The following is a 16,986-nucleotide window of genomic DNA, read 5'->3' as shown; positions in this document are numbered from 1 at the left end:
GTCCCGCTATCCGTAAAGAAGTTGACAGATCGTCAGCTTTGCGTTCCCGATCTTTCTTACCCTCGGAAAGGTGTGCGGGAGCCCGGCTCGTGACAGACTGGCGGCACGACGTCGGCGCATAGGGGAGGGCGTGGCGTGAGTGAGCGGCGGGCCGCGCCCACCGTGGGCCAGGTGGTCCTGGGCAAGCGGTTGCAGGAGCTGCGCGAGGCGGCCGGTCTCGGCCGGGACGCGGCCGCGCGGGTCCTCCATGTGAACGCCGCGACCGTACGGCGCATGGAGACGGCCGAGGTCGCCCTGAAGATCCCCTACGTGCAGTCGCTGTTGACCGCGTACGGCGTGAGCGGCGACGAGGCCGCCGCGTTCGTGCGGCTGGCCGAGGAGGCCAACCGTCCGGACTGGTGGCAGCGGTTCCACGACGTGCTGCCGGAGTGGTTCAGCCTCTACGTCAGTCTGGAGGGCGCCGCCCGGCTCATCCGCTCGTACGAACCCCACTTCGTCCCGGGCCTGTTGCAGACCGAGGCGTACGCCCGGGCCGTGCTGGAGGCCGGGACCATCGGCCAGCACGAACCCGGCTCGGTCGAGCGGCACGTCGCCCTGCGCATGGAACGGCAGCACCTGCTGGAGCGCGAGGACCCGCCGCACCTGTGGATCGTCATGGACGAGACGGTCCTGCGCCGCCCGGTGAGCACCCGCTCCGAGGTCATGCGCGACCAGCTGGACAAGCTCCTGGAGTACGCCGAGCGGGACCGGATCACCCTCCAGCTCGCCGAGTTCGCCGCGGGCCCGCACCCGGGGACGTACGCGCCGTTCACCCTCTTCCGCTTCCCCCAGCGGGAGTTGCCCGACATGGTCTTCACCGAGTACCTCACCGGGGCGCTGTACCTGGACTCCCGTGAGGAAGTGGCCACGCACCTGGAGGTGCTGGACCACATGACGGCCCGGGCGGCATCCGCCCAGCGCACGCAGAAGCTGCTGCGCGCGTTCCGCGAGAGCCTGTAGAAGTCCCGGAGCAGCACGAGGACGGTGCCCTGGGCCGGAGCCCGGAGCACCGCCGTCGAAGCGGCTCAGGCCAGTTCGGCCGTCAGCGTGATCGGGGCGCCGGTCAGGGCCTGGCTGACCGGGCAGTTCTTCTTGGCGTCCTCGGCAGCCTGGACGAAGTCCTGCTCGTCCAGGCCGGGGACCTCGCCGCGGACGGTGAGGTGGATGCCGGTGATGCCCTCGCCGGGCTGGAAGGTGACGTCGGCCTTGGTCTCCAGGCGGGTGGGCGGGTTGCCGGCGCCGGTCAGGCCGTGGGAGAGCGCCATGGAGAAGCAGCTGGAGTGGGCGGCCGCGATCAGCTCCTCGGGGCTGGTGCGGCCGTTCGGCTGCTCGGCGCGCGACGGCCACGAGACCGGCTGGGAGCCGATGCCGGAGGAGTCGAAGGTGACGGTGCCGTTGCCCGTCAGGAGTTCGCCCTCCCAGACGGTGTGTGCGGTGCGCGTGGTGGCCACGGTGGTTCCTTTCGCATGTGATCCCGTTTCCGGGCTCTGTGTCACCCATCCGATCACATTCGGCGGCGCGGTGGGGTGAGGACCCGTCCGGGTTCAGGCGGCGCGCCGGTCACCGTCGGTGTCGAGCGGCACCTCGGGGCCGTTCAACTCCCCCAGCCAGCGTCGCAGTACGGCGTGCACGTCCTCGGCGCCCACCGGTTCCCCGCCGTCCTCGGCGGGTGCGGACAGGGCCAGCGGGGAGAGCAGGAAGGGGCGGGACTGGGCGCCGCCGAGGCCGCCGTGGGAGCCGATCTGCTCCTCGAAGGCGAGGACTTCGCCGGTCTCGGGGTCGTAGCAGGAGTTGACCATGACGTCGGCGGTGTGCGGAAAGACATGCGTACGGCGAACGGCCTCCGCGGCTCCCGGGCCGAAGGGGGCGAGCGGGCCCGGGCGTTCGTCGAGGTCGGCGAGCGGGATCTCGGTGCCCGCGGGGCCGAGCACCACCCCGCCGTGCTCCTCGCTGCGCACCAGCAGGAAGCCGACGCCGGGGTGGTTGGCGAGGGTGGCGAGCAGGGCGGGGTGACGGAGGTCGATCTCCTCCTTGGTCAGCCGGTGCGGCATGTCCGGGAAGGAGATCAGACCGAGGTTGCCGGAGGCGAGGACGACCGGTTCGAGGCGGCGGGCGGGGCGTGGGGGCGCCTCGTCGGGCTCGTCGGGGCGGCCGAGGGCGGCGCGCACGGCGGCACGCGCCTCGGCGCCGCTGTGGGTGCTCCCCCAGTGCTCAACGCCTGGGGGGACCCCCATGGCGCGGCGCGGCACGGGCAGTCCGCAGCCCGCGCGGACGAGGTCGGCGAGGGTGAGGCCGTAGCGGGCGCGGAAGGTCTCGCCGGGGCTCTGGCCGTGGTCGGAGAGGATGACCAGGTGGTAGGGGCGAGGCGCGTGTTCGGCGGCCGTCTCGATGAGCGCGACGGAGCGGTCGAGGCGGCGCAGCACCTGCTCCACGTCCCGGCTGTGCGGTCCGGAGTGGTGGGCGACCTCGTCGTACGCCACGAGGTCGGCGTAGACGACGCCGCGCCCGGCGAGCAGGTCGCCCATGACGGCGGCGACCACGACGTCCCGTTCGACGACGGTGGCGAAGGCACGGATGAAGGGGTAGAGGCCGCCACGGCCGACCCGGGGGCGTTCCCGGCGCAGCCGGGCGCGCACGGACTGGCCGATCTCGCGGCCGATCTCGGCGGCGAAGGACAGGGCGGTGCGCACGGCGTTGGCGGGGTCGCTGAAGTAGGCGAAGTACCCGGCGCGGGAACGGTTCTCCCTGCCGCGGCGGCGGGTCGCGATGGACAGCACGAGCGCCTGTTCCCCGGCCCCGCCGCTGAACAGGTTGCCCCGGCTGGCGCCGTCCACGGCGAGCAGCCCGCGCGTGCCGGTGCGGATCATGGCCCGGCGCTGCAGTTCGGCGGCGGAGGTGGGCCGGTTGCAGACCATGACCTCGCCACGCTCCTTCTCGTACCAGCGGAAGGCGGGCACGTCGAAGGTGCTGCCGTGCAGGATGCCGAGCTGGCTGGCGCCGGTCTGGCTGGACCAGTCGGTGCGCCAGGGGGTGAGCCGGTGCGTGGCTGCCGTGCCGTCGGCGCCGGTCAGGAGGCGGGCCAGGGTGGGCAGATGTCCGGCGCGGAGGGCGGCGGTGAGGACGTCGTGGCCCACGCCGTCGAGCTGGACGCAGACCAGTCCGGGCCCGGACGCGCAGGGCGGGCCGCCCCGGCGGCGGCGGTCTGCCAGGCGCAGCAGCCGGCGCCGGTAGGCGTCGTCGTCGCGCACGGCGAGGGCGCCGCCGGTCGCGGAGGCGACGGCGGACATCACGGCGGCCACGATGACGGCGGTCTCCGGCGCGGCCTCGCCCTGCCCGGTGGGGCTCAGCCGCAGCGCGAGCAGCAGCAGGGAGCCGTTGAGGGCGAAGACGAGGAGGCCGAGGAAGAGGGCGGGCACGAGCAGCAGCAGCCGTACCAGGAGCGGCCAGACGAGGGCGGAGAGCAGACCGAAGGCGCCCGCGCCGCAGGCCGCGGTGATGGCGATCCGGGTGGCGCTGTCGCCGTCGGCTGACTGCAGCCGGAAGTCGGGCAGCAGCGCGGCGAGCGCGAGCATGGTGAGCGTGGAGACCGCCCACACCGTCACGCTCCGCCCCAACTGACCGGCGGTCCGCCGCCACCGTACGCCCCGCACGCCCCGCGCACCTCGCCTCCCGGCCCGTACGGCACCGGACCCCGCTCCACCTTGCCACACCGGGGCGCGGAGCCCGGGTGATCCGGATCACCGGGGCGATATCGGACGCCGGGCTTCCGTTCGACCGGGCGCCAAGCTCCCCGTTCAGGCGCCGTCGTACCCGGCCGTCGGCATCGAGAGCCTGCGGTGCACGCGTGCCTTCATCGCGGCGTCGTACGCCGGTTCCGCGCTGCCGACGGTCTCCACGCGCACCCCGCGCCGGGCGCACTCGGCGGTGAACTCCTCCACCGAGGACAGGGCGCGTTCGAGAACGCGTCTGCTGGGGGCGACGAAGACGTCCACGCCGGAGCGCACGCCGTCCCAGAGGGCGCCGTGGTCGAAGCGCAGGCCGCCGACGAGGAGTTCACGTGTGACGACGAAGCCCTGTTCGGCCGCCCAGCGGGCGCACATGGCGTGCTGGCTGCGGGAGTCGACCAGGAACGGGTCCTCCTCCAGCTGCTCCAGCGGAGTCAGGCTGGCGATGGCGGTGACCCGCACCGGCGCGATCCCGTCGGCGGCACCCCGTAACGGTCTCATGGCGTCCCCTCACCTCCGGGTTCGCCGCAGACCCTACCGCTGCCCGTAGGCTTCAGGGGAGTCGCGCGAAGGAGGTGCGGGGGTGCCGGTGGAGGTCACCTGGTGGGGACATGCGACCTGTGCGATCCGGGATTCGGACACGCGAGTGCTCACCGATCCCTTGTTCGCCGTGCGCCTCGCGCATCTGCGCCGCCGCCGGGGCGCGTTGCCTCCGGCGCGCGCCCGGCGCGCGGATCTGGCGCTGGTTTCCCATCTGCACTCCGATCACCTGCACCTGCCGTCGCTGGCCGAGCTGGAACCCGGCACTCGGCTGCTGGTGCCCCGGGGCGCGCCGCGCGCGGTGCCGGGGCTGCGACGGCTGCGCGGTCTGGACGTCACCGAGGTCGCCCCCGGGGACGAGGTCCACGTCGGCCCCCTGCGGGTACGGGTGGTCTCCGCCCGGCACGACGGACGGCGGCTGCCGTTCGGCCCGCACCGCTCCCCCGCGCTCGGATACGTGGTCGAGGGCGAGGCGCGGACCTACTTCGCCGGGGACACCGGCCTGTTCGACTCCATGGCCGAGGAGGTCGGCCCGGTGGACATGGCGCTGCTGCCGGTGGGCGGCTGGGGGCCGTTCCTCGGCGAAGGGCACCTGGACGCGGGGCGGGCGGCGCGGGCGCTGACCGGACTCGGGCCGCGCTGCGCGGTGCCGGTGCACTACGGCACGTACTGGCCGATCGGCATGAACGCGGTCCGCCCGCACGAATTCCACGCGCCCGGCGACGAGTTCGCGCGCCTGGCGGCCAAGACCGCGCCGGGGATCGCGGTGCACCGGCTCGGGCACGGGGAGAGCGTACGGCTGGAGGTCGCCCGGTGAGATGCCCGCCGGGCGTGACGCTGCTGGCGGCGGCCGCCCCTCAGCTCGTACCGCCCGAGTCCACCCAACAGGCCCTGGGCTACCCGTCGTTGTTCCTGCTCGTGCTCATCGGGGCACTGGTGCCGGTGGTGCCCACGGGGGCGCTGGTCAGTTCGGCGGCGGTGGTCGCCTTTCATCAGACGGCGCCCTACTCGCTGGCGTTGGTCTTCGTGACGGCCTCCCTCGCGGCGTTCCTCGGGGACGCGGCGCTCTACTGGCTGGGGCTGCGCGGCCTGCGCTCGCACAGCGGCTCGCGCTGGCTGGAGGCGATACGCGACCGGGCGCCGGAGGACAAACTCACCGGCGCGCAGGAGAAGTTGGCGGACCACGGGGTCGCGGTGCTGGTGCTCTCCCGATTGGTCCCGGCGGGCCGGATACCCGTGATGCTCGCCTGTCTGCTGGCGAAGTGGCCGCTCAGACGCTTCGCCCGGGGGAATCTGCCGGCCTGTCTGGCGTGGGCGGTGACGTACCAGTTGATCGGCATCCTCGGGGGATCGCTGTTCCCCGAGCCCTGGGAGGGCGTGGTGGCGGCGGTCGTGCTGACGGTGCTGATCAGCGCGGTGCCCGGGGTGGTACGGCGGTTGCGGGGGCGGGTCAGGGGGAGCTGAGGAGGCTCCAGCCGGGGGGCGGAGCGCGCGGTCACCCCAGTACCCGTGAGGCCCCGATCGGCAGGTCCCACAGGTCCTCGCGGTCGAATCCGGCCTTCTCCCAGGCGGCACGCACCCGGGTGAGCGGTTCCAGGACCGGTTCCGCCGAGAGGACGAAGGTGCCCCAGTGCATCGGCGCCATCCGCCGGGCACCGAGATCCTCCACGGCCCGGACGGCCTCCTCGGGGTCGCAGTGCACGTCGCTGAGCCACCAGCGCGGGTCGTAGGCGCCGATCGGCATCAGGGCCAGGTCGATACCGGGGTAGCGGCGGCCGATACGGCTGAACCAGTGACCGTAGCCGGTGTCGCCGGCGAAGTAGACGCGCTGTCCGTCGGGCGCGGTGAGCACCCAGCCGCCCCACAGGCTGTGGCAGGTGTCGGTGAGGGTGCGCTTGGACCAGTGGTGTGCGGGCACGAAGTCGAAGCGGACGCCGTCGAGTTCGGCGCCCTCCCACCAGTCCAGCTCGGTCACGCGGGTGAACCGCCTTCTGCGGAACCAGCTTCCGAGCGCGGCGGGCACGAACATCGGCGTGTCGCGCGGGAGTCGCCGCAGGGTGGGGGCGTCGAGGTGGTCGTAGTGGTTGTGGCTGACGACCACCGCGTCCACGGGGGGCAGCGCCTCCCAGGGGACGCCCACCGGGGTGACGCGGGCGGGCGTGCCGAGGATGCGGCGCGACCACACCGGGTCGGTGAGCACGGTCAGCCCTCCCACCTGGACGACCCAACTGGCGTGCCCGGCCCAGGAAGCGGCGACGGCACCGGCACCGACGCGGGGCACCGGGCCCGGTTCGTAAGGGAGTCGGGGAATGTCGACCAGACCCTCGGGGTCGGGGCGTATGGCGCCCTCGCGGGCGAAGCGGGCCATGGCCTTCAGGCCGGGCAGCGGCGCGGTGAGCCGGTCGTGGAACGTGCGCGGCCACACCCGGCGCTCGCCGAGCGGGCGGGGCTCGGCGAGCGGGGGAAACCCGGCGGGGGGTGACGACTTGGGCACCCCGGTCACGGGGAGGGCGGTGGTCGTGGCGGCGGTCGCGCTGGTCGCTTCGGAGGTCGTGGCGGTGGACCCGGGCTCGTGCGTCTGTTGCGTCATCGAGGATGCTCCCATCGCTGAGCGTCGTCACGGAGATCGTCGAAAACCGACCCCAAGGACATCAACGCGCGTTGCACATGCGGCAGTTCCGTCGGTGTGGGTGAGGTGAGGCTTTCGGTGCGTTCCGCGTCGGTCGCGCCCGTCAGGGGGCCGGTGGCGAGCCGCACCCGCAGCGCGCCGAGGTCGTCGCCGAAGCGGTGGCCGCCCGGGGCGGGCATGGGGAGCCGGGCGGTGAGGCAGTCCTCCAGTTCCTGGGAGTCGCCGACGCCCCGCGCGGCGAGCGCCTCGCGCAGCGGGCCGAGGTCGGCGTACAACTGTCGCCCGGCCTGCGGCGGCCGGGCGAGCGCCCCGCCCGCGACGACCGTGTGCCGCACGGCTGCAGCCAGGTGGGCGTGCAGGCGTACGGCGGCGTCGCGGCGGGCGGTGACGGGTTCGGGCTCGTCAAGCGCGTAGCGCGCGGCCTCCGCCACGGGTGCGGCCACATGGGCGCCGAGCGCGGTGAGCGCGTCGAGCACCCGCGCGTGCAGCCACTCCCCCGCCGCTCCGGCCGGGAAGCGGGCGACGGCGGCCGGCCAGCCGGTCGGGAGCAGGGCACCGGCCAGGTCACTGACGACGGTCACCCGGTCGGGCAGCATCTCGGCGGGGCTGACCAGCACGGTCTCGTGCGGGGCGTGCAGAGTGTCGCGCCAGGTCTCGTCGCTGATCAGGTGCAGTCCCTCGGCCGCGGCCGCCTCGACCGTCTCGTACAGCGGCTCGGGCGGGGTGACGGTGCCCGTCGGGTCGTCCGCGACGGACAGCACGAGCAGCCGGGGCTCGCCGCCCTCGGCACGTACCCGGCGGACGGTCTCCAGCAGGGCGTACGAGTCCGGTACGCCCCCGCTCTCGGGCGGCACCGGCACGTGGAAGACGCGTCTGCCGAGCAGCCGGGCGCAGGGCTCCCACCAGGCGGCGTGCGGGCGGGGGACGAGCACGTCGCCACCGTCGGCCGCGAGGGCGGCGGTGATCGCGAGCAGCAACGGGGGCGCGCCGGGGGCTGCGGCCACCTGGTCGGGGACGGTGGGCAGCGCGCGGCGGGTCCAGTAGCCGCAGGCGGCCTCGAGGAGGCCGGGGGCGCCCCCCACGGGCTGGGCCGGTGCACGGTCGGCGGCGGCGAGGCGGGCGGCGAGTTCGGGCAGCACCGGCAGACCGTCGCCGGGCAGGGACGGGCCGTAGCGGACGGGGCCGTGGCCCTCGATCTCCGTCGGTCGCATCGTCGCCTCCGCGCTGGGTGTGCCGTTGCCGCTCACTCGCCTGGTGCCGTGTGACCCGTGTGCCGGTGGTGCCCTCGGTGTGGTGTGTACCCGGCGATCGGCCCGGCATGGCTGCCGGTCCGGGTTGCCCTGGTCACAGCGGGGCGTCAGGCGTCGGGGGAGCGCCGCCGTCTGCGGGGCGGATACGGCGCGCCGATCCGGTGCAGGGCGGCGGCGCACGCGGCGGCGATCAGCGCGGCGCCTGCTGCCAGCAGGGGGACCGAGCCGTCGAACGATCCGCCGGTCCCGGCGTCGACGCCGTGCTGGACGGTGGGCGGGAGGCCGCCGGGGTCGTAGCCCGTGCCGTTGCCGGGGCGGTCTCCGCTGCCGGTGCCATCGCCGGTGCCGAGGCCATCGCCGCTGCCCGTACCGGTGCCGAGGCCATCGCCGCTGCCCGTACCGGTGCCGGTGCCGGTGCGCTCCCCGGTGTCGCCGCCGCCGTCCCGTCCCGGAATCCGACCGGTGCCCGGGGCCGCGTCGCCGGGCACCGGGGAGCGAGGCTCGCCGGTGCCGGGGGTCTGGGACAGGCCCGCACCGGTTCCGGGGGCCAGAGAGCGGTCCGCGCCGGCACCGCTGCCCGTCCGAGAGTCCGCACCCGGGGTGTCCCGGGCCGGCTCCGGCACCGCGGGCGCGGCCTGCTGGTCGGGAGCGCCCGCCGTGTCCGGCAGGTCCCCCGCGGGGGACACCGCACCGCAGTCCCCGCCCACGGCGGCGCCGGGGAGGTTCCCCGGAACGTCCTCGGGGATCTCCGCGCGCGGCACGGCAGGGGTGTCACAAGCGGCGGTGGCACGCGCATCCGTGTGCCACCCGGAGGCGAAAGCCGCGGTCGGACCGGTTACGACGAGCGCGGTGGCGGCCGTCAGGGCGCGGACGGTGCGGTGCATGGCGAGGGCTCCTCGGCAGGGCGGCGGCGACGGCCGACGCCTGTCGGCAACCGGTACCGCGCCGGTCGTCGGCCCGTCTGCGGGACACGGCTCTCGTGCCCTCGTCTGCCATCACAGCCCGCCGCGCGCCGCACCGCGCGCGGCCGGACCCATTCGCGGGACGCGACCGCCCGTCCGGGTGACCTCGGCGGTTCGGGAGGCGCGCCTCAGGTCCCGGGCGTCCCCGGCGCGGCGGTCTCGCCACAGCTCCGCTCCCGGGCGCCCTCGCGGGTGCGCCCCGCGCTGACCAGGCGGCGCGGGTTGCGGCGCAGGTACTCGCCCTCCAGCTGGGCCATGCGTTCGTTGTGGGCGCGCAGCGCGTCGTTCGAGCCGTACAGGAGCGTGTCGTGGCGTGTGCGGTGGATGGTCTCCAGCTCCTTCATGAGCTGCTGATCGTCCAGCCGGCTGGGGTCGACTCCGGTCATGGTGGTACCCCGCTCGTCGTGTCCGCGTTCCTGCGACCACTGTACGAACATCCGGACCCGGCGGCCTCCGCGCCCGGAGCGGGGCTCAGCGGGCGCGCTCCACCCGCCGCTCGTCCCACACCGGCTCCGGGGTCTCCCTGACCCGGCCGTCCGTGCCGAAGACCAGGAACCGGTCGAAGGAGCGGGCGAACCAGCGGTCGTGGGTGACCGCGAGGACGGTGCCCTCGAACGCCTCCAGGCCCTCCTGGAGCGCCTCGGCGGACTCCAGGTCGAGGTTGTCGGTGGGCTCGTCGAGCAGCAGGGCGGTGACTCCGGCGAGTTCGAGCAGGAGGATCTGGAAGCGGGCCTGCTGGCCGCCGGAGAGCCGGTCGAAGGACTGCTCGGCCTGCGCGGTCAGCTCGTAGCGCCGCAGCCGGGACATCGCCGCGCCCCGGTCCTGGGCGTGCTCCTTCCAGAGGATGTCGAGAAGCGGGCGGCCCTGCAGCTCGGGGTGGGCGTGGGTCTGCGCGAAGTGTCCGGGCACGACGCGGGCACCGAGCTTGAAGGCGCCCGTGTGGGCCACGTCCTCGCCCGCGAGCAGGCGCAGGAAGTGGGACTTGCCCGAGCCGTTGGAGCCGAGCACCGCGACGCGTTCGCCGTAGAACACCTCCAGGTCGAACGGCCGCATCAGACCGGTGAGTTCGAGCCCCTCGCAGGTGACGGCGCGTACACCCGTGCGGCCTCCGCGCAGCCGCATGGTGATGTTCTGCTCGCGGGGCGGCTCCGGCGGCGGTCCCGCCTCCTCGAACTTGCGCAGCCGGGTCTGCGCGGCCGCGTACCGCGAGGCCATCTCGTGGCTGACGGCGGCGGCCTGGCGGAGGTTCAGGACCAGCTTCTTGAGCTGGGCGTGCTTCTCGTCCCAGCGGCGGCGCAACTCCTCGAAGCGGGCGAAGCGTTCCCGCCTGGCCTCGTGATAGGTGGCGAAGCCGTCACCGTGCACCCAGGCGTCGGCCCCGGCGGGTCCCGGCTCGACGGAGACGATCTTCTCGGCGGCGCGGGCAAGGAGTTCGCGGTCGTGGGAGACGAACAGGACCGTCTTGCGGGTCTCCTTGAGCTGCTGCTCCAGCCAGCGCTTGCCGGGCACGTCGAGGTAGTTGTCCGGCTCGTCCAGCAGCAGCACCTCGTCGGGGCCGCGCAGCAGCGCCTCCAGGACGAGCCGCTTCTGCTCGCCGCCGGAGAGGGTGCGCACCAGGCGCCACTGGGCCTTGTCGTACGGCATTCCGAGCGCGGCCATGGTGCACATGTCCCACACGGTCTCGGACTCGTACCCGCGCACCTCGGCCCAGTCGGCGAGCGCCTGCGCGTAGGCGAGCTGGGCGGCCTCGTCGTCCACGGTCATGATCGCGTGCTCGGCCTTGTCCACCGCCCGCGCCGCCGTGCGGATGCCGGGTGGGGCGACGGAGACCAGCAGGTCGCGCACGGTCGTCTCGTCCCGTACCGAGCCGACGAACTGGCGCATCACGCCGAGGCCGCCGCCGACGGTGACCGTGCCGCCGTGCGGCTTCAGCTCACCGGAGATCAGCCGCAGCAGGGTGGTCTTGCCCGCGCCGTTGGGACCGACCAGGGCCACGACGGCGCCCTCGCCGACCCGGAAGGAGACGTCGCCGAGCAGCGTCCTCCCGTCGGGGAGGTGGTACTCGAGATGCGCGGCTTCCAGGTGTCCCATGCGGCGCATTCTCCGCTGGCACGACAGGCGCGGGCAAACCCGTTTCCCGCGGTCGCCCGCGGGCCGGGCCCCCGACGGCCCACAACCCGGACAAGGAACCCCCGCTTCGGGGTAGGCGCACGCCATGAGCCCTGATGTCGACCTGACCGCCGTCCCCGTCGCCGGCCGCTCGCTGCTGCGGCGACTGCTCGCCGCCGACGCCCGGCTGTTCGAGGTGGCCGCCGAACGGAACTGGCCCGGTGCCGAGCGCGTCCTACCCAAGCTGAGCCGCAGCGCGAACCACGGGGTGCTGTGGTTCGCCACCGCCGCCGCCATCGCCGCGACCCGTACCCCGCGCGCCCGCCGGGCCGCGGTGCGCGGCATGGCCTCGCTCGGGCTGGCCTCGCTGACCATCAACACCCTCGGCAAGCGCTCGGTGCGCAGGCCGCGCCCGGTGATCGCGCCGGTGCCGATGGCACGGCGACTGAAGCGGCAGCCGATCACCACGTCGTTCCCCTCGGGCCACGCCGCCTCGGCCGCCGCCTTCGCGACCGGTGTCGCGCTGGAGTCGCCGGCCTGGGGTGCGGCGGTGGCGCCGATCGCCTTCTCGGTGGCGATGTCCCGGGTCTACACGGGCGTCCATTTCCCCAGTGACGTCCTGACCGGTGCGGCGCTCGGTGTGGGCGCCGCCTTCGCCGTCCGGGGCCTGGTGCAGACCCGCGCACAGGCGCGGCCCGCCGCCCGGCCGGCCGTCGACGCCCCGGCGCTGCCGGAGGGCGAGGGTCTGGTGATGGTGGCCAACGAGGCGTCGGGTACCGCCGACCGGGTGAACGTGCTGCGCACGGCGCTTCCGGCTGCCGAGATCGTGGAGTGCGCGCCGGAGGACGTGGTCGCCGAGCTGGAGAAGGCGGCGACCCGGGCCCGGGTGCTCGGGGTGTGCGGCGGCGACGGCACGGTGAACGCGGCGGCGGGCATCGCCCTGCGGCGCGGGCTGCCCCTCGCGGTGCTGCCCGGCGGCACTCTCAACCACTTCGCCTACGACCTCGGTGTGGAGGACGAACGGGACCTGGCCGACGCGCTGCGCGAGGGCGAGGCGGTCCGGGTCGACGTGGGCCGCTTCACCACCGAGACCGGCTCGGGCGTCTTCCTCAACACCCTCAGCCTCGGCGTCTACCCCGAGCTGGTGCGCGAGCGGGAGCACTGGTCGCCCCGCATCGGCGGCTGGGCCGCCGGGGTGCTGGCCGCGCTGCGGGTGCTGCGCGCGGACTGCCATCCGCTGGAGGTGGAGGCGGCCGGGCGGCGCCGGGCGCTGTGGATGCTGTTCGTCGGCAACGGCGTCTACCACCGCCGGGGCCTCGGGGCGGGCCGCCGTACGGACCTGTCGGACGGCCGCCTCGACGTGCGCGTGGTGAACGGCAACGGCCACCCGGCGCTGCGGCTGCTCATGGCGGCCATCGCGGGCCCGCTCACCCGCTCCCCCTCGCACGCGGCCGTCCAGCTCGGCCGGCTGCGCCTCTCAGGCATCGCCCCCGGCACCCCGCTGGCCTACGACGGCGAGGTGACCCCGGTCGGCGGCCACATGACCCTGGAGGTGCTGCCCGGGGCCCTGACGGTCTACAGCCCCGGCGCCAAGGCGAGTTGACGTACCGTCAGTCCGCATGGCGAAACTCGGGTCTCACGATACGGCGCCCGGGCGTAGCGTTCGGTGCAGCACGGCCACGGTGTCCGTTGGCGGCTCCGTGGCCGGTCCGTCGAGCGGTGAGGGAGATCCGGCCATGCCGAAAGCGCGGGAGACCGCCGTCTACACGCACGGGCACCACGAGTCCGTGCTGCGTTCGCACACCTGGCGGACGGCCGCCAACTCAGCGGCGTATCTGCTGGGTTCGCTCAAGCCGCACATGAAGATCCTCGACATCGGCTGCGGTCCGGGCACCATCACCGCCGACCTGGCCGCGCTGGTCCCGGAGGGCCGGGTGACCGGGCTGGACCGCGCACCCGGAATTCTGGCGCAAGCTCGCGCGACGGCGGCCGAACGCGGCCTGAACAACACCGACTTCGCCGTGGGCGACGTGCACGCGCTGGACTTCCCGGACAACACCTTCTGCGTGGTCCACGCCCACCAGGTGCTCCAGCACGTGGGCGATCCGGTGCGGGCGCTGCGCGAGATGGCGCGGGTGACCCGGCCCGGCGGGATCGTCGCGGTGCGCGACGCGGACTACGCGGCCATGACCTGGTACCCGGCGGTGGACGGCCTGGACGACTGGCTGGACCTGTACGAGCGGGTCGCCCGGGACAACGGCGGCGAGCCGGACGCCGGGCGGCGGCTGAAGAGCTGGGCGCTGGAGGCCGGACTGCGGGACGTCACCGCCACCTCCGGCACCTGGACGTTCGCCACCGCCGAGGAACGGGCCTGGTGGAGCGGGCTGTGGGCGGACCGCACACTGGCCTCGGCGTACGCGGACCGCGCCGTCGGGGGCGGGCACGCGAGCGCCGAGGAGCTGCGGGCGGTGTCGCAGGCGTGGCGGGAGTGGGGGCGGCAGGAGGACGGCTGGTTCGCGGTCCTGCACGGGGAGATCCTGTGCCGGAAGGAACGCCGGGACTGAGCCGGGCTCCCCCGAGGCGAACCGGCCGCCCCCGTCCGAGACGAACCGGCCGCCCCCCCCTCTCGGGCGCGAACCGGCCGTCCCCCGCTCCCGGCGCCCTCAGCTCACCATCGCCTCCTCCACCAGCAGCTTCGCGGTGGCCGTGATGTTCGCGGCGTCGATGCCGGCCTCGTGGAGCTGCTCCTCGGGCGTGGCGGAGCCCGGCATCACGCGCACCGCGAGCCGTACCAGGCGGGGCACCGGGCGGCCGTCGGTGAAGGCTTCCACGACCGCGTCCCCGATGCCGCCCTCCTCGTGGTGGTCCTCCACGGTCACCAGGCAGCCGGTGTCCTCGGCGGCCCGGCGCAGGGTCTCCACGTCGACCGGCTTGACCGAGTACAGGTCGATGACGCGCACCCGGATGCCGTCCCGCGCGAGCCGGTCGGCCGCGGCCAGCGCCTCGGGGACGGTGACCCCGGCGGCGACGATGGTCAGCCGGTCCTCGTCGCTGGAGCGCAGGACCTTGCTGCCGCCGATGGGGAACTCCTCGTCGGGGCCGTAGATCACCGGGGTCTTGCCGCGCGAGGTGCGCAGATAGCGGATGTCCTTCAGGTCGGCCATGGCGGCGGTGAGCTTGGCGGTCTGGTTGGCGTCGCACGGGTAGAGCACCGTGGAGCCGTAGACCGACCGGAACATCGCCAGGTCCTCCAGGCCCATCTGGGAGGGCCCGTCCTCGCCGATGGCGACGCCCGCGTGCGAGCCGACCAGGTTGATTCCGGCGCCGCTGACCGCGGCCATGCGCACGAAGTCGTAGGCGCGGGTGAGGAAGGCCGCGAAGGTGGAGGCGTAGGGCAGCCAGCCGCGCGAGGCGATGCCGACGGCTGAGGCGACCAACTGCTGTTCCGCGATGTAGGTCTCGAAGAAGCGGTCGGGGTGCTCCTTGCCGAACTGCTCGGTGCGGGTGGAGTCGCCCACCTCGCCGTCCAGGACGACCACCTCGCCGCGGGCGTTGCCGAGGGCGGCGAGGGCCCCGCCGAAGGCGTCCCGGGTGGCGACCTCGTCGCCCACGTCCCAGCGCGGGAGGCTCAGCGGCTCGGTGGCGGTACGGCGCGGGGTCCCGGCGGGCGGCTCGGCGACGTGGACGCGCGCGTCGCGGCGGCCGCCCAGCTCCTCGATGGCCTCGTCGGCGTCGGGCAGCGGCTTGCCGTGCTGGCCCTCGCGGTCTTCCACGGCGGCGACGCCCTTGCCCTTGAGGGTGCGGGCGAGAATCGCGGTGGGCTGTCCGGTGGTCGACAGGGCCTCGCCGTAGGCGCGGTCGACGGCGTCCACGTCGTGGCCGTCGACCTCGACCGTGTGCCAGCCGAAGCCCTGGAAACGGCGGGCGTAGGCGTCCAGGTCGTGGCCGTGCCGGGTGGGGCCGCGCTGGCCGAGCCGGTTCACGTCCACGATGACGATCAGGTTGTCCAGGTTCTCGTACGCGGCGGCCTCGGCGGCCTCCCACACGGAGCCCTCGGCCATCTCGCTGTCCCCGCACAGCACCCACACGCGGCTGTCGGAGTGGTCCAGGCGCTTGGCCGCGAGGGCGACGCCGACGCCGACGGGCAGGCCCTGGCCGAGCGAGCCGGTGGCGGTCTCCACCCAGGGCAGGCGGCGCGGGGTCGGGTGGCCCTCCAGGCGGCTGCCGAGCTTGCGGAAGGTGAGCAGCTCGCCGTCGTCGATGGCGCCCGCGGCCTTGTACGCGGAGTACAGCAGCGGGGAGGCGTGGCCCTTGGAGAGGATGAGGTGGTCGCCGGCGGGGTTGTCCGGGCGCTCGAAGTCGTAGCGGAGGTGGTTGGCGAGCAGCACGGCCATCAGGTCCGCGGCGGACATGGAGGAGGTCGGGTGACCGGAGTTCGCGGCCTGTGCGGCCCGTACGCTGTCCACCCGCAACTGCTGTCCGAGTTCGGCGAGTTCTGCGGTGTTCATGAGTCTCCTTCCGTGGGGGTCCGAGACGGTCGGACGGCGTCCGGAGCCTGGGCCGCCGCCTACGGTCACCGTGCGTGAGCGCAGGGTGGTGCGGCCCGTCCGACCTCCTCCGCGTATCCGGAGGCGCGGCGGGCAAACGCCCCGCGGGCCATCCGGGTGGCGGCCGCTCTCCCGGCGCCGCCCGAGGCGACGGACTGTGCGTGCCGGGTCCTCCCAACTAGGCTCGCCCGCATGGAGATTCTGGGCGCCACACTGCGCATCTGCGTCGACGACCTCGAGACCACGATCCCGTTCTACGAGCGGCTGACCGGCGCCCGGGCACACCGGTTCGGGCGTGGCGGGGTGCAGGCGGCGGCGATCGGCTCCTTCCTGCTGATGAGCGGGCCGGAGGCGGAGCTGGAGGTGCTGCGCAAGGTCACGGCGACCATCGCGGTGAAGGACGTGGACGAGGCACACCGGCAGCTCACCGAGCTGGGCGCTCGCGTGGTCGCGGGCCCGCTGTCCACCCCGGCGGGCCGGAACCTGCTCGCGGTGCACCCGGACGGCTCGGTCTTCGAGTACGTGGACCAGCCGGGCTGAGCGGCGCCCGGGAACCCGGTCTCGGCGGTGCCCGGGAACCGGGCTGGGCGGTGCCCCAGCAGAGGTGCGGGGCCGGTGTCAGCCCCCGTCGCGCATCTCGGTCGTCAGCGCCCAGCGCTCGTGGTCCCGCCACTCGCCGTCGACCTGGATCATCTTCGGCGAGAAGCCCTCCAGCCGGAAGCCGGCGCCCCGCGCGAGCGCGATCGACGCGGTGTTCCCGGGCTGCACGTTGATCTCCAGCCGGTGCAGCCCGAGCGGCCCGAAGGCGTATCCGATCACCAGCTCGAGACCCTCCCGCATCAGCCCCCGCCCGGCGGCGTGCGCGAACGCCCCGTATCCGAGGGCCCCGCACTGGAACCCGCCCCGCACGATGTTGTTGATGTTGATGAACCCGGCGATGTCCCCGGAGTCCTTCTCGCAGACCAGGAATCCGACGCGGCCCTGCTCCTCGATCAGCGGGCGGGCATAGCGGGCGTACGCCTCCTCGCTGTCCGCCACGACCAGCCACGGCAGGTGCAGGTCCTTGCTCTCCCTGGCCCGGGCGGTGAACTCGGGTCCGTCCTCCGGGGTGAAGCGGCGCAGGGCCACGCGCGGCCCCTCGGTCAGATAGTGGTGCGTGGTGTGCGGCATCCGCCCAGCGTACGA

Annotated in this window: 16 protein-coding genes; 6 read left to right on the top strand and 10 right to left on the bottom strand. The window is 74.3% G+C overall.

The genetic code is table 11. The features are described from left to right. Positions 1-135 precede the first annotated feature (135 nt). A complete protein-coding gene (locus ACWEEU_RS05775) occupies positions 136-999 on the top strand; it encodes a helix-turn-helix domain-containing protein (RefSeq protein WP_385746440.1) in 864 nt (287 codons plus the stop codon). Between the two features lie 65 nt (positions 1,000-1,064). Here ACWEEU_RS05775 and ACWEEU_RS05770 read toward each other — a convergent pair whose 3' ends face one another. The 3 genes from ACWEEU_RS05770 to ACWEEU_RS05760 all read right to left on the bottom strand — a co-directional run bounded on the left by ACWEEU_RS05770 (position 1,065) and on the right by ACWEEU_RS05760 (position 4,235). After that, positions 1,065-1,490 (bottom strand): OsmC family protein, encoded by a 426-nt coding sequence (locus ACWEEU_RS05770; RefSeq protein WP_385746442.1) that lies wholly within the window; start codon positions 1,488-1,490, stop codon positions 1,065-1,067. Between the two features lie 93 nt (positions 1,491-1,583). Next, the gene (locus tag ACWEEU_RS05765) at positions 1,584-3,689 is read right to left on the bottom strand and encodes a phage holin family protein (RefSeq protein ID WP_451728872.1); all 2,106 of its coding nucleotides are present in this window, start codon (positions 3,687-3,689) and stop codon (positions 1,584-1,586) included. Positions 3,690-3,833: 144 nt separating this feature from the next. Further along, positions 3,834-4,235: a hypothetical protein gene (locus ACWEEU_RS05760; protein WP_385746491.1), complete on the bottom strand. Its 402-nt coding sequence runs from the start codon at positions 4,233-4,235 to the stop codon at positions 3,834-3,836. A gap of 112 nt (positions 4,236-4,347) precedes the next feature. Between ACWEEU_RS05760 and ACWEEU_RS05755 the strand changes: the two genes are divergently transcribed. Then, positions 4,348-5,121: an MBL fold metallo-hydrolase gene (locus ACWEEU_RS05755; protein WP_451728869.1), complete on the top strand. Its 774-nt coding sequence runs from the start codon at positions 4,348-4,350 to the stop codon at positions 5,119-5,121. 14 nt (positions 5,122-5,135) lie between these two features. Beyond that, the gene (locus tag ACWEEU_RS05750) at positions 5,136-5,768 is read left to right on the top strand and encodes a DedA family protein (protein WP_451728867.1); all 633 of its coding nucleotides are present in this window, start codon (positions 5,136-5,138) and stop codon (positions 5,766-5,768) included. A 31-nt stretch (positions 5,769-5,799) separates the two neighbouring features. On the opposite strand, the gene ACWEEU_RS05745 is transcribed toward ACWEEU_RS05750, so the two are convergent. The 5 genes from ACWEEU_RS05745 to ACWEEU_RS05725 form a co-directional block, all read right to left on the bottom strand. Continuing rightward, positions 5,800-6,894 (bottom strand): MBL fold metallo-hydrolase, encoded by a 1,095-nt coding sequence (locus tag ACWEEU_RS05745; RefSeq protein WP_451728864.1) that lies wholly within the window; start codon positions 6,892-6,894, stop codon positions 5,800-5,802. Then, entirely contained in the window at positions 6,891-8,144 is a 1,254-nt protein-coding gene (locus tag ACWEEU_RS05740; protein WP_451728861.1) for an aminotransferase class I/II-fold pyridoxal phosphate-dependent enzyme, read from the bottom strand. The genes ACWEEU_RS05745 and ACWEEU_RS05740 overlap by 4 nt, the downstream gene beginning before the upstream one ends. A 146-nt stretch (positions 8,145-8,290) precedes the next feature. Continuing rightward, a complete protein-coding gene (locus ACWEEU_RS05735) occupies positions 8,291-9,067 on the bottom strand; it encodes a hypothetical protein (protein WP_451728858.1) in 777 nt (258 codons plus the stop codon). A 206-nt stretch (positions 9,068-9,273) separates the two neighbouring features. Further along, the gene (locus ACWEEU_RS05730) at positions 9,274-9,582 is read right to left on the bottom strand and encodes a DUF6158 family protein (protein ID WP_385746453.1); all 309 of its coding nucleotides are present in this window, start codon (positions 9,580-9,582) and stop codon (positions 9,274-9,276) included. A gap of 34 nt (positions 9,583-9,616) precedes the next feature. After that, a complete protein-coding gene (locus ACWEEU_RS05725) occupies positions 9,617-11,236 on the bottom strand; it encodes an ATP-binding cassette domain-containing protein (RefSeq protein WP_451728854.1) in 1,620 nt (539 codons plus the stop codon). A 124-nt stretch (positions 11,237-11,360) separates the two neighbouring features. On the opposite strand from ACWEEU_RS05725, the gene ACWEEU_RS05720 reads away from it, so the two are divergent. Both ACWEEU_RS05720 and ACWEEU_RS05715 read left to right on the top strand, forming a co-directional pair. Continuing rightward, positions 11,361-12,857 carry a phosphatase PAP2 family protein gene (locus tag ACWEEU_RS05720; protein ID WP_451728851.1) on the top strand — a complete coding sequence of 499 codons (1,497 nt, stop codon included), beginning with the start codon at positions 11,361-11,363 and terminating at the stop codon, positions 12,855-12,857. A 133-nt stretch (positions 12,858-12,990) separates the two neighbouring features. Beyond that, on the top strand, positions 12,991-13,818 hold the full coding sequence (locus ACWEEU_RS05715; RefSeq protein ID WP_451728848.1) for a class I SAM-dependent methyltransferase: 828 nt from the start codon (positions 12,991-12,993) through the stop codon (positions 13,816-13,818). A gap of 99 nt (positions 13,819-13,917) precedes the next feature. Here the strand turns inward: ACWEEU_RS05715 and ACWEEU_RS05710 are convergent, their stop codons facing one another. Next, on the bottom strand, positions 13,918-15,831 hold the full coding sequence (locus ACWEEU_RS05710; protein WP_451728845.1) for a transketolase: 1,914 nt from the start codon (positions 15,829-15,831) through the stop codon (positions 13,918-13,920). A 162-nt stretch (positions 15,832-15,993) separates the two neighbouring features. Here ACWEEU_RS05710 and ACWEEU_RS05705 point away from each other — a divergent pair, with 162 nt between their 5' ends. After that, entirely contained in the window at positions 15,994-16,341 is a 348-nt protein-coding gene (locus ACWEEU_RS05705) for a VOC family protein (protein WP_199584449.1), read from the top strand. Between the two features lie 78 nt (positions 16,342-16,419). Here the strand turns inward: ACWEEU_RS05705 and ACWEEU_RS05700 are convergent, their stop codons facing one another. Next, complete coding sequence (locus ACWEEU_RS05700; protein WP_385746462.1) at positions 16,420-16,971, bottom strand: GNAT family N-acetyltransferase; 552 nt, start codon at positions 16,969-16,971, stop codon at positions 16,420-16,422. Positions 16,972-16,986: the final 15 nt, after the last annotated feature.

The organism is Streptomyces sp. NPDC005004 (genome assembly GCF_053600675.1).
Note: the sequence above shows the minus strand (reverse complement) of the source record. Positions and strands in the feature narration are given on the sequence as shown.

Bases quoted from the DNA above. Each gene is read 5' to 3' on its own strand.
- ACWEEU_RS05715 (WP_451728848.1), top strand. From the start codon at position 12,991: ATGCCGAAAGCGCGGGAGACCGCCGTCTACACGCACGGGCACCACGAG.
- ACWEEU_RS05700 (WP_385746462.1), bottom strand. From the start codon at position 16,971: ATGCCGCACACCACGCACCACTATCTGACCGAGGGGCCGCGCGTGGCC.
- ACWEEU_RS05735 (WP_451728858.1), bottom strand. From the start codon at position 9,067: ATGCACCGCACCGTCCGCGCCCTGACGGCCGCCACCGCGCTCGTCGTA.
- ACWEEU_RS05725 (WP_451728854.1), bottom strand. From the start codon at position 11,236: ATGGGACACCTGGAAGCCGCGCATCTCGAGTACCACCTCCCCGACGGG.
- ACWEEU_RS05720 (WP_451728851.1), top strand. From the start codon at position 11,361: ATGAGCCCTGATGTCGACCTGACCGCCGTCCCCGTCGCCGGCCGCTCG.
- ACWEEU_RS05740 (WP_451728861.1), bottom strand. From the start codon at position 8,144: ATGCGACCGACGGAGATCGAGGGCCACGGCCCCGTCCGCTACGGCCCG.
- ACWEEU_RS05745 (WP_451728864.1), bottom strand. From the start codon at position 6,894: ATGACGCAACAGACGCACGAGCCCGGGTCCACCGCCACGACCTCCGAA.
- ACWEEU_RS05730 (WP_385746453.1), bottom strand. From the start codon at position 9,582: ATGTTCGTACAGTGGTCGCAGGAACGCGGACACGACGAGCGGGGTACC.
- ACWEEU_RS05705 (WP_199584449.1), top strand. From the start codon at position 15,994: ATGGAGATTCTGGGCGCCACACTGCGCATCTGCGTCGACGACCTCGAG.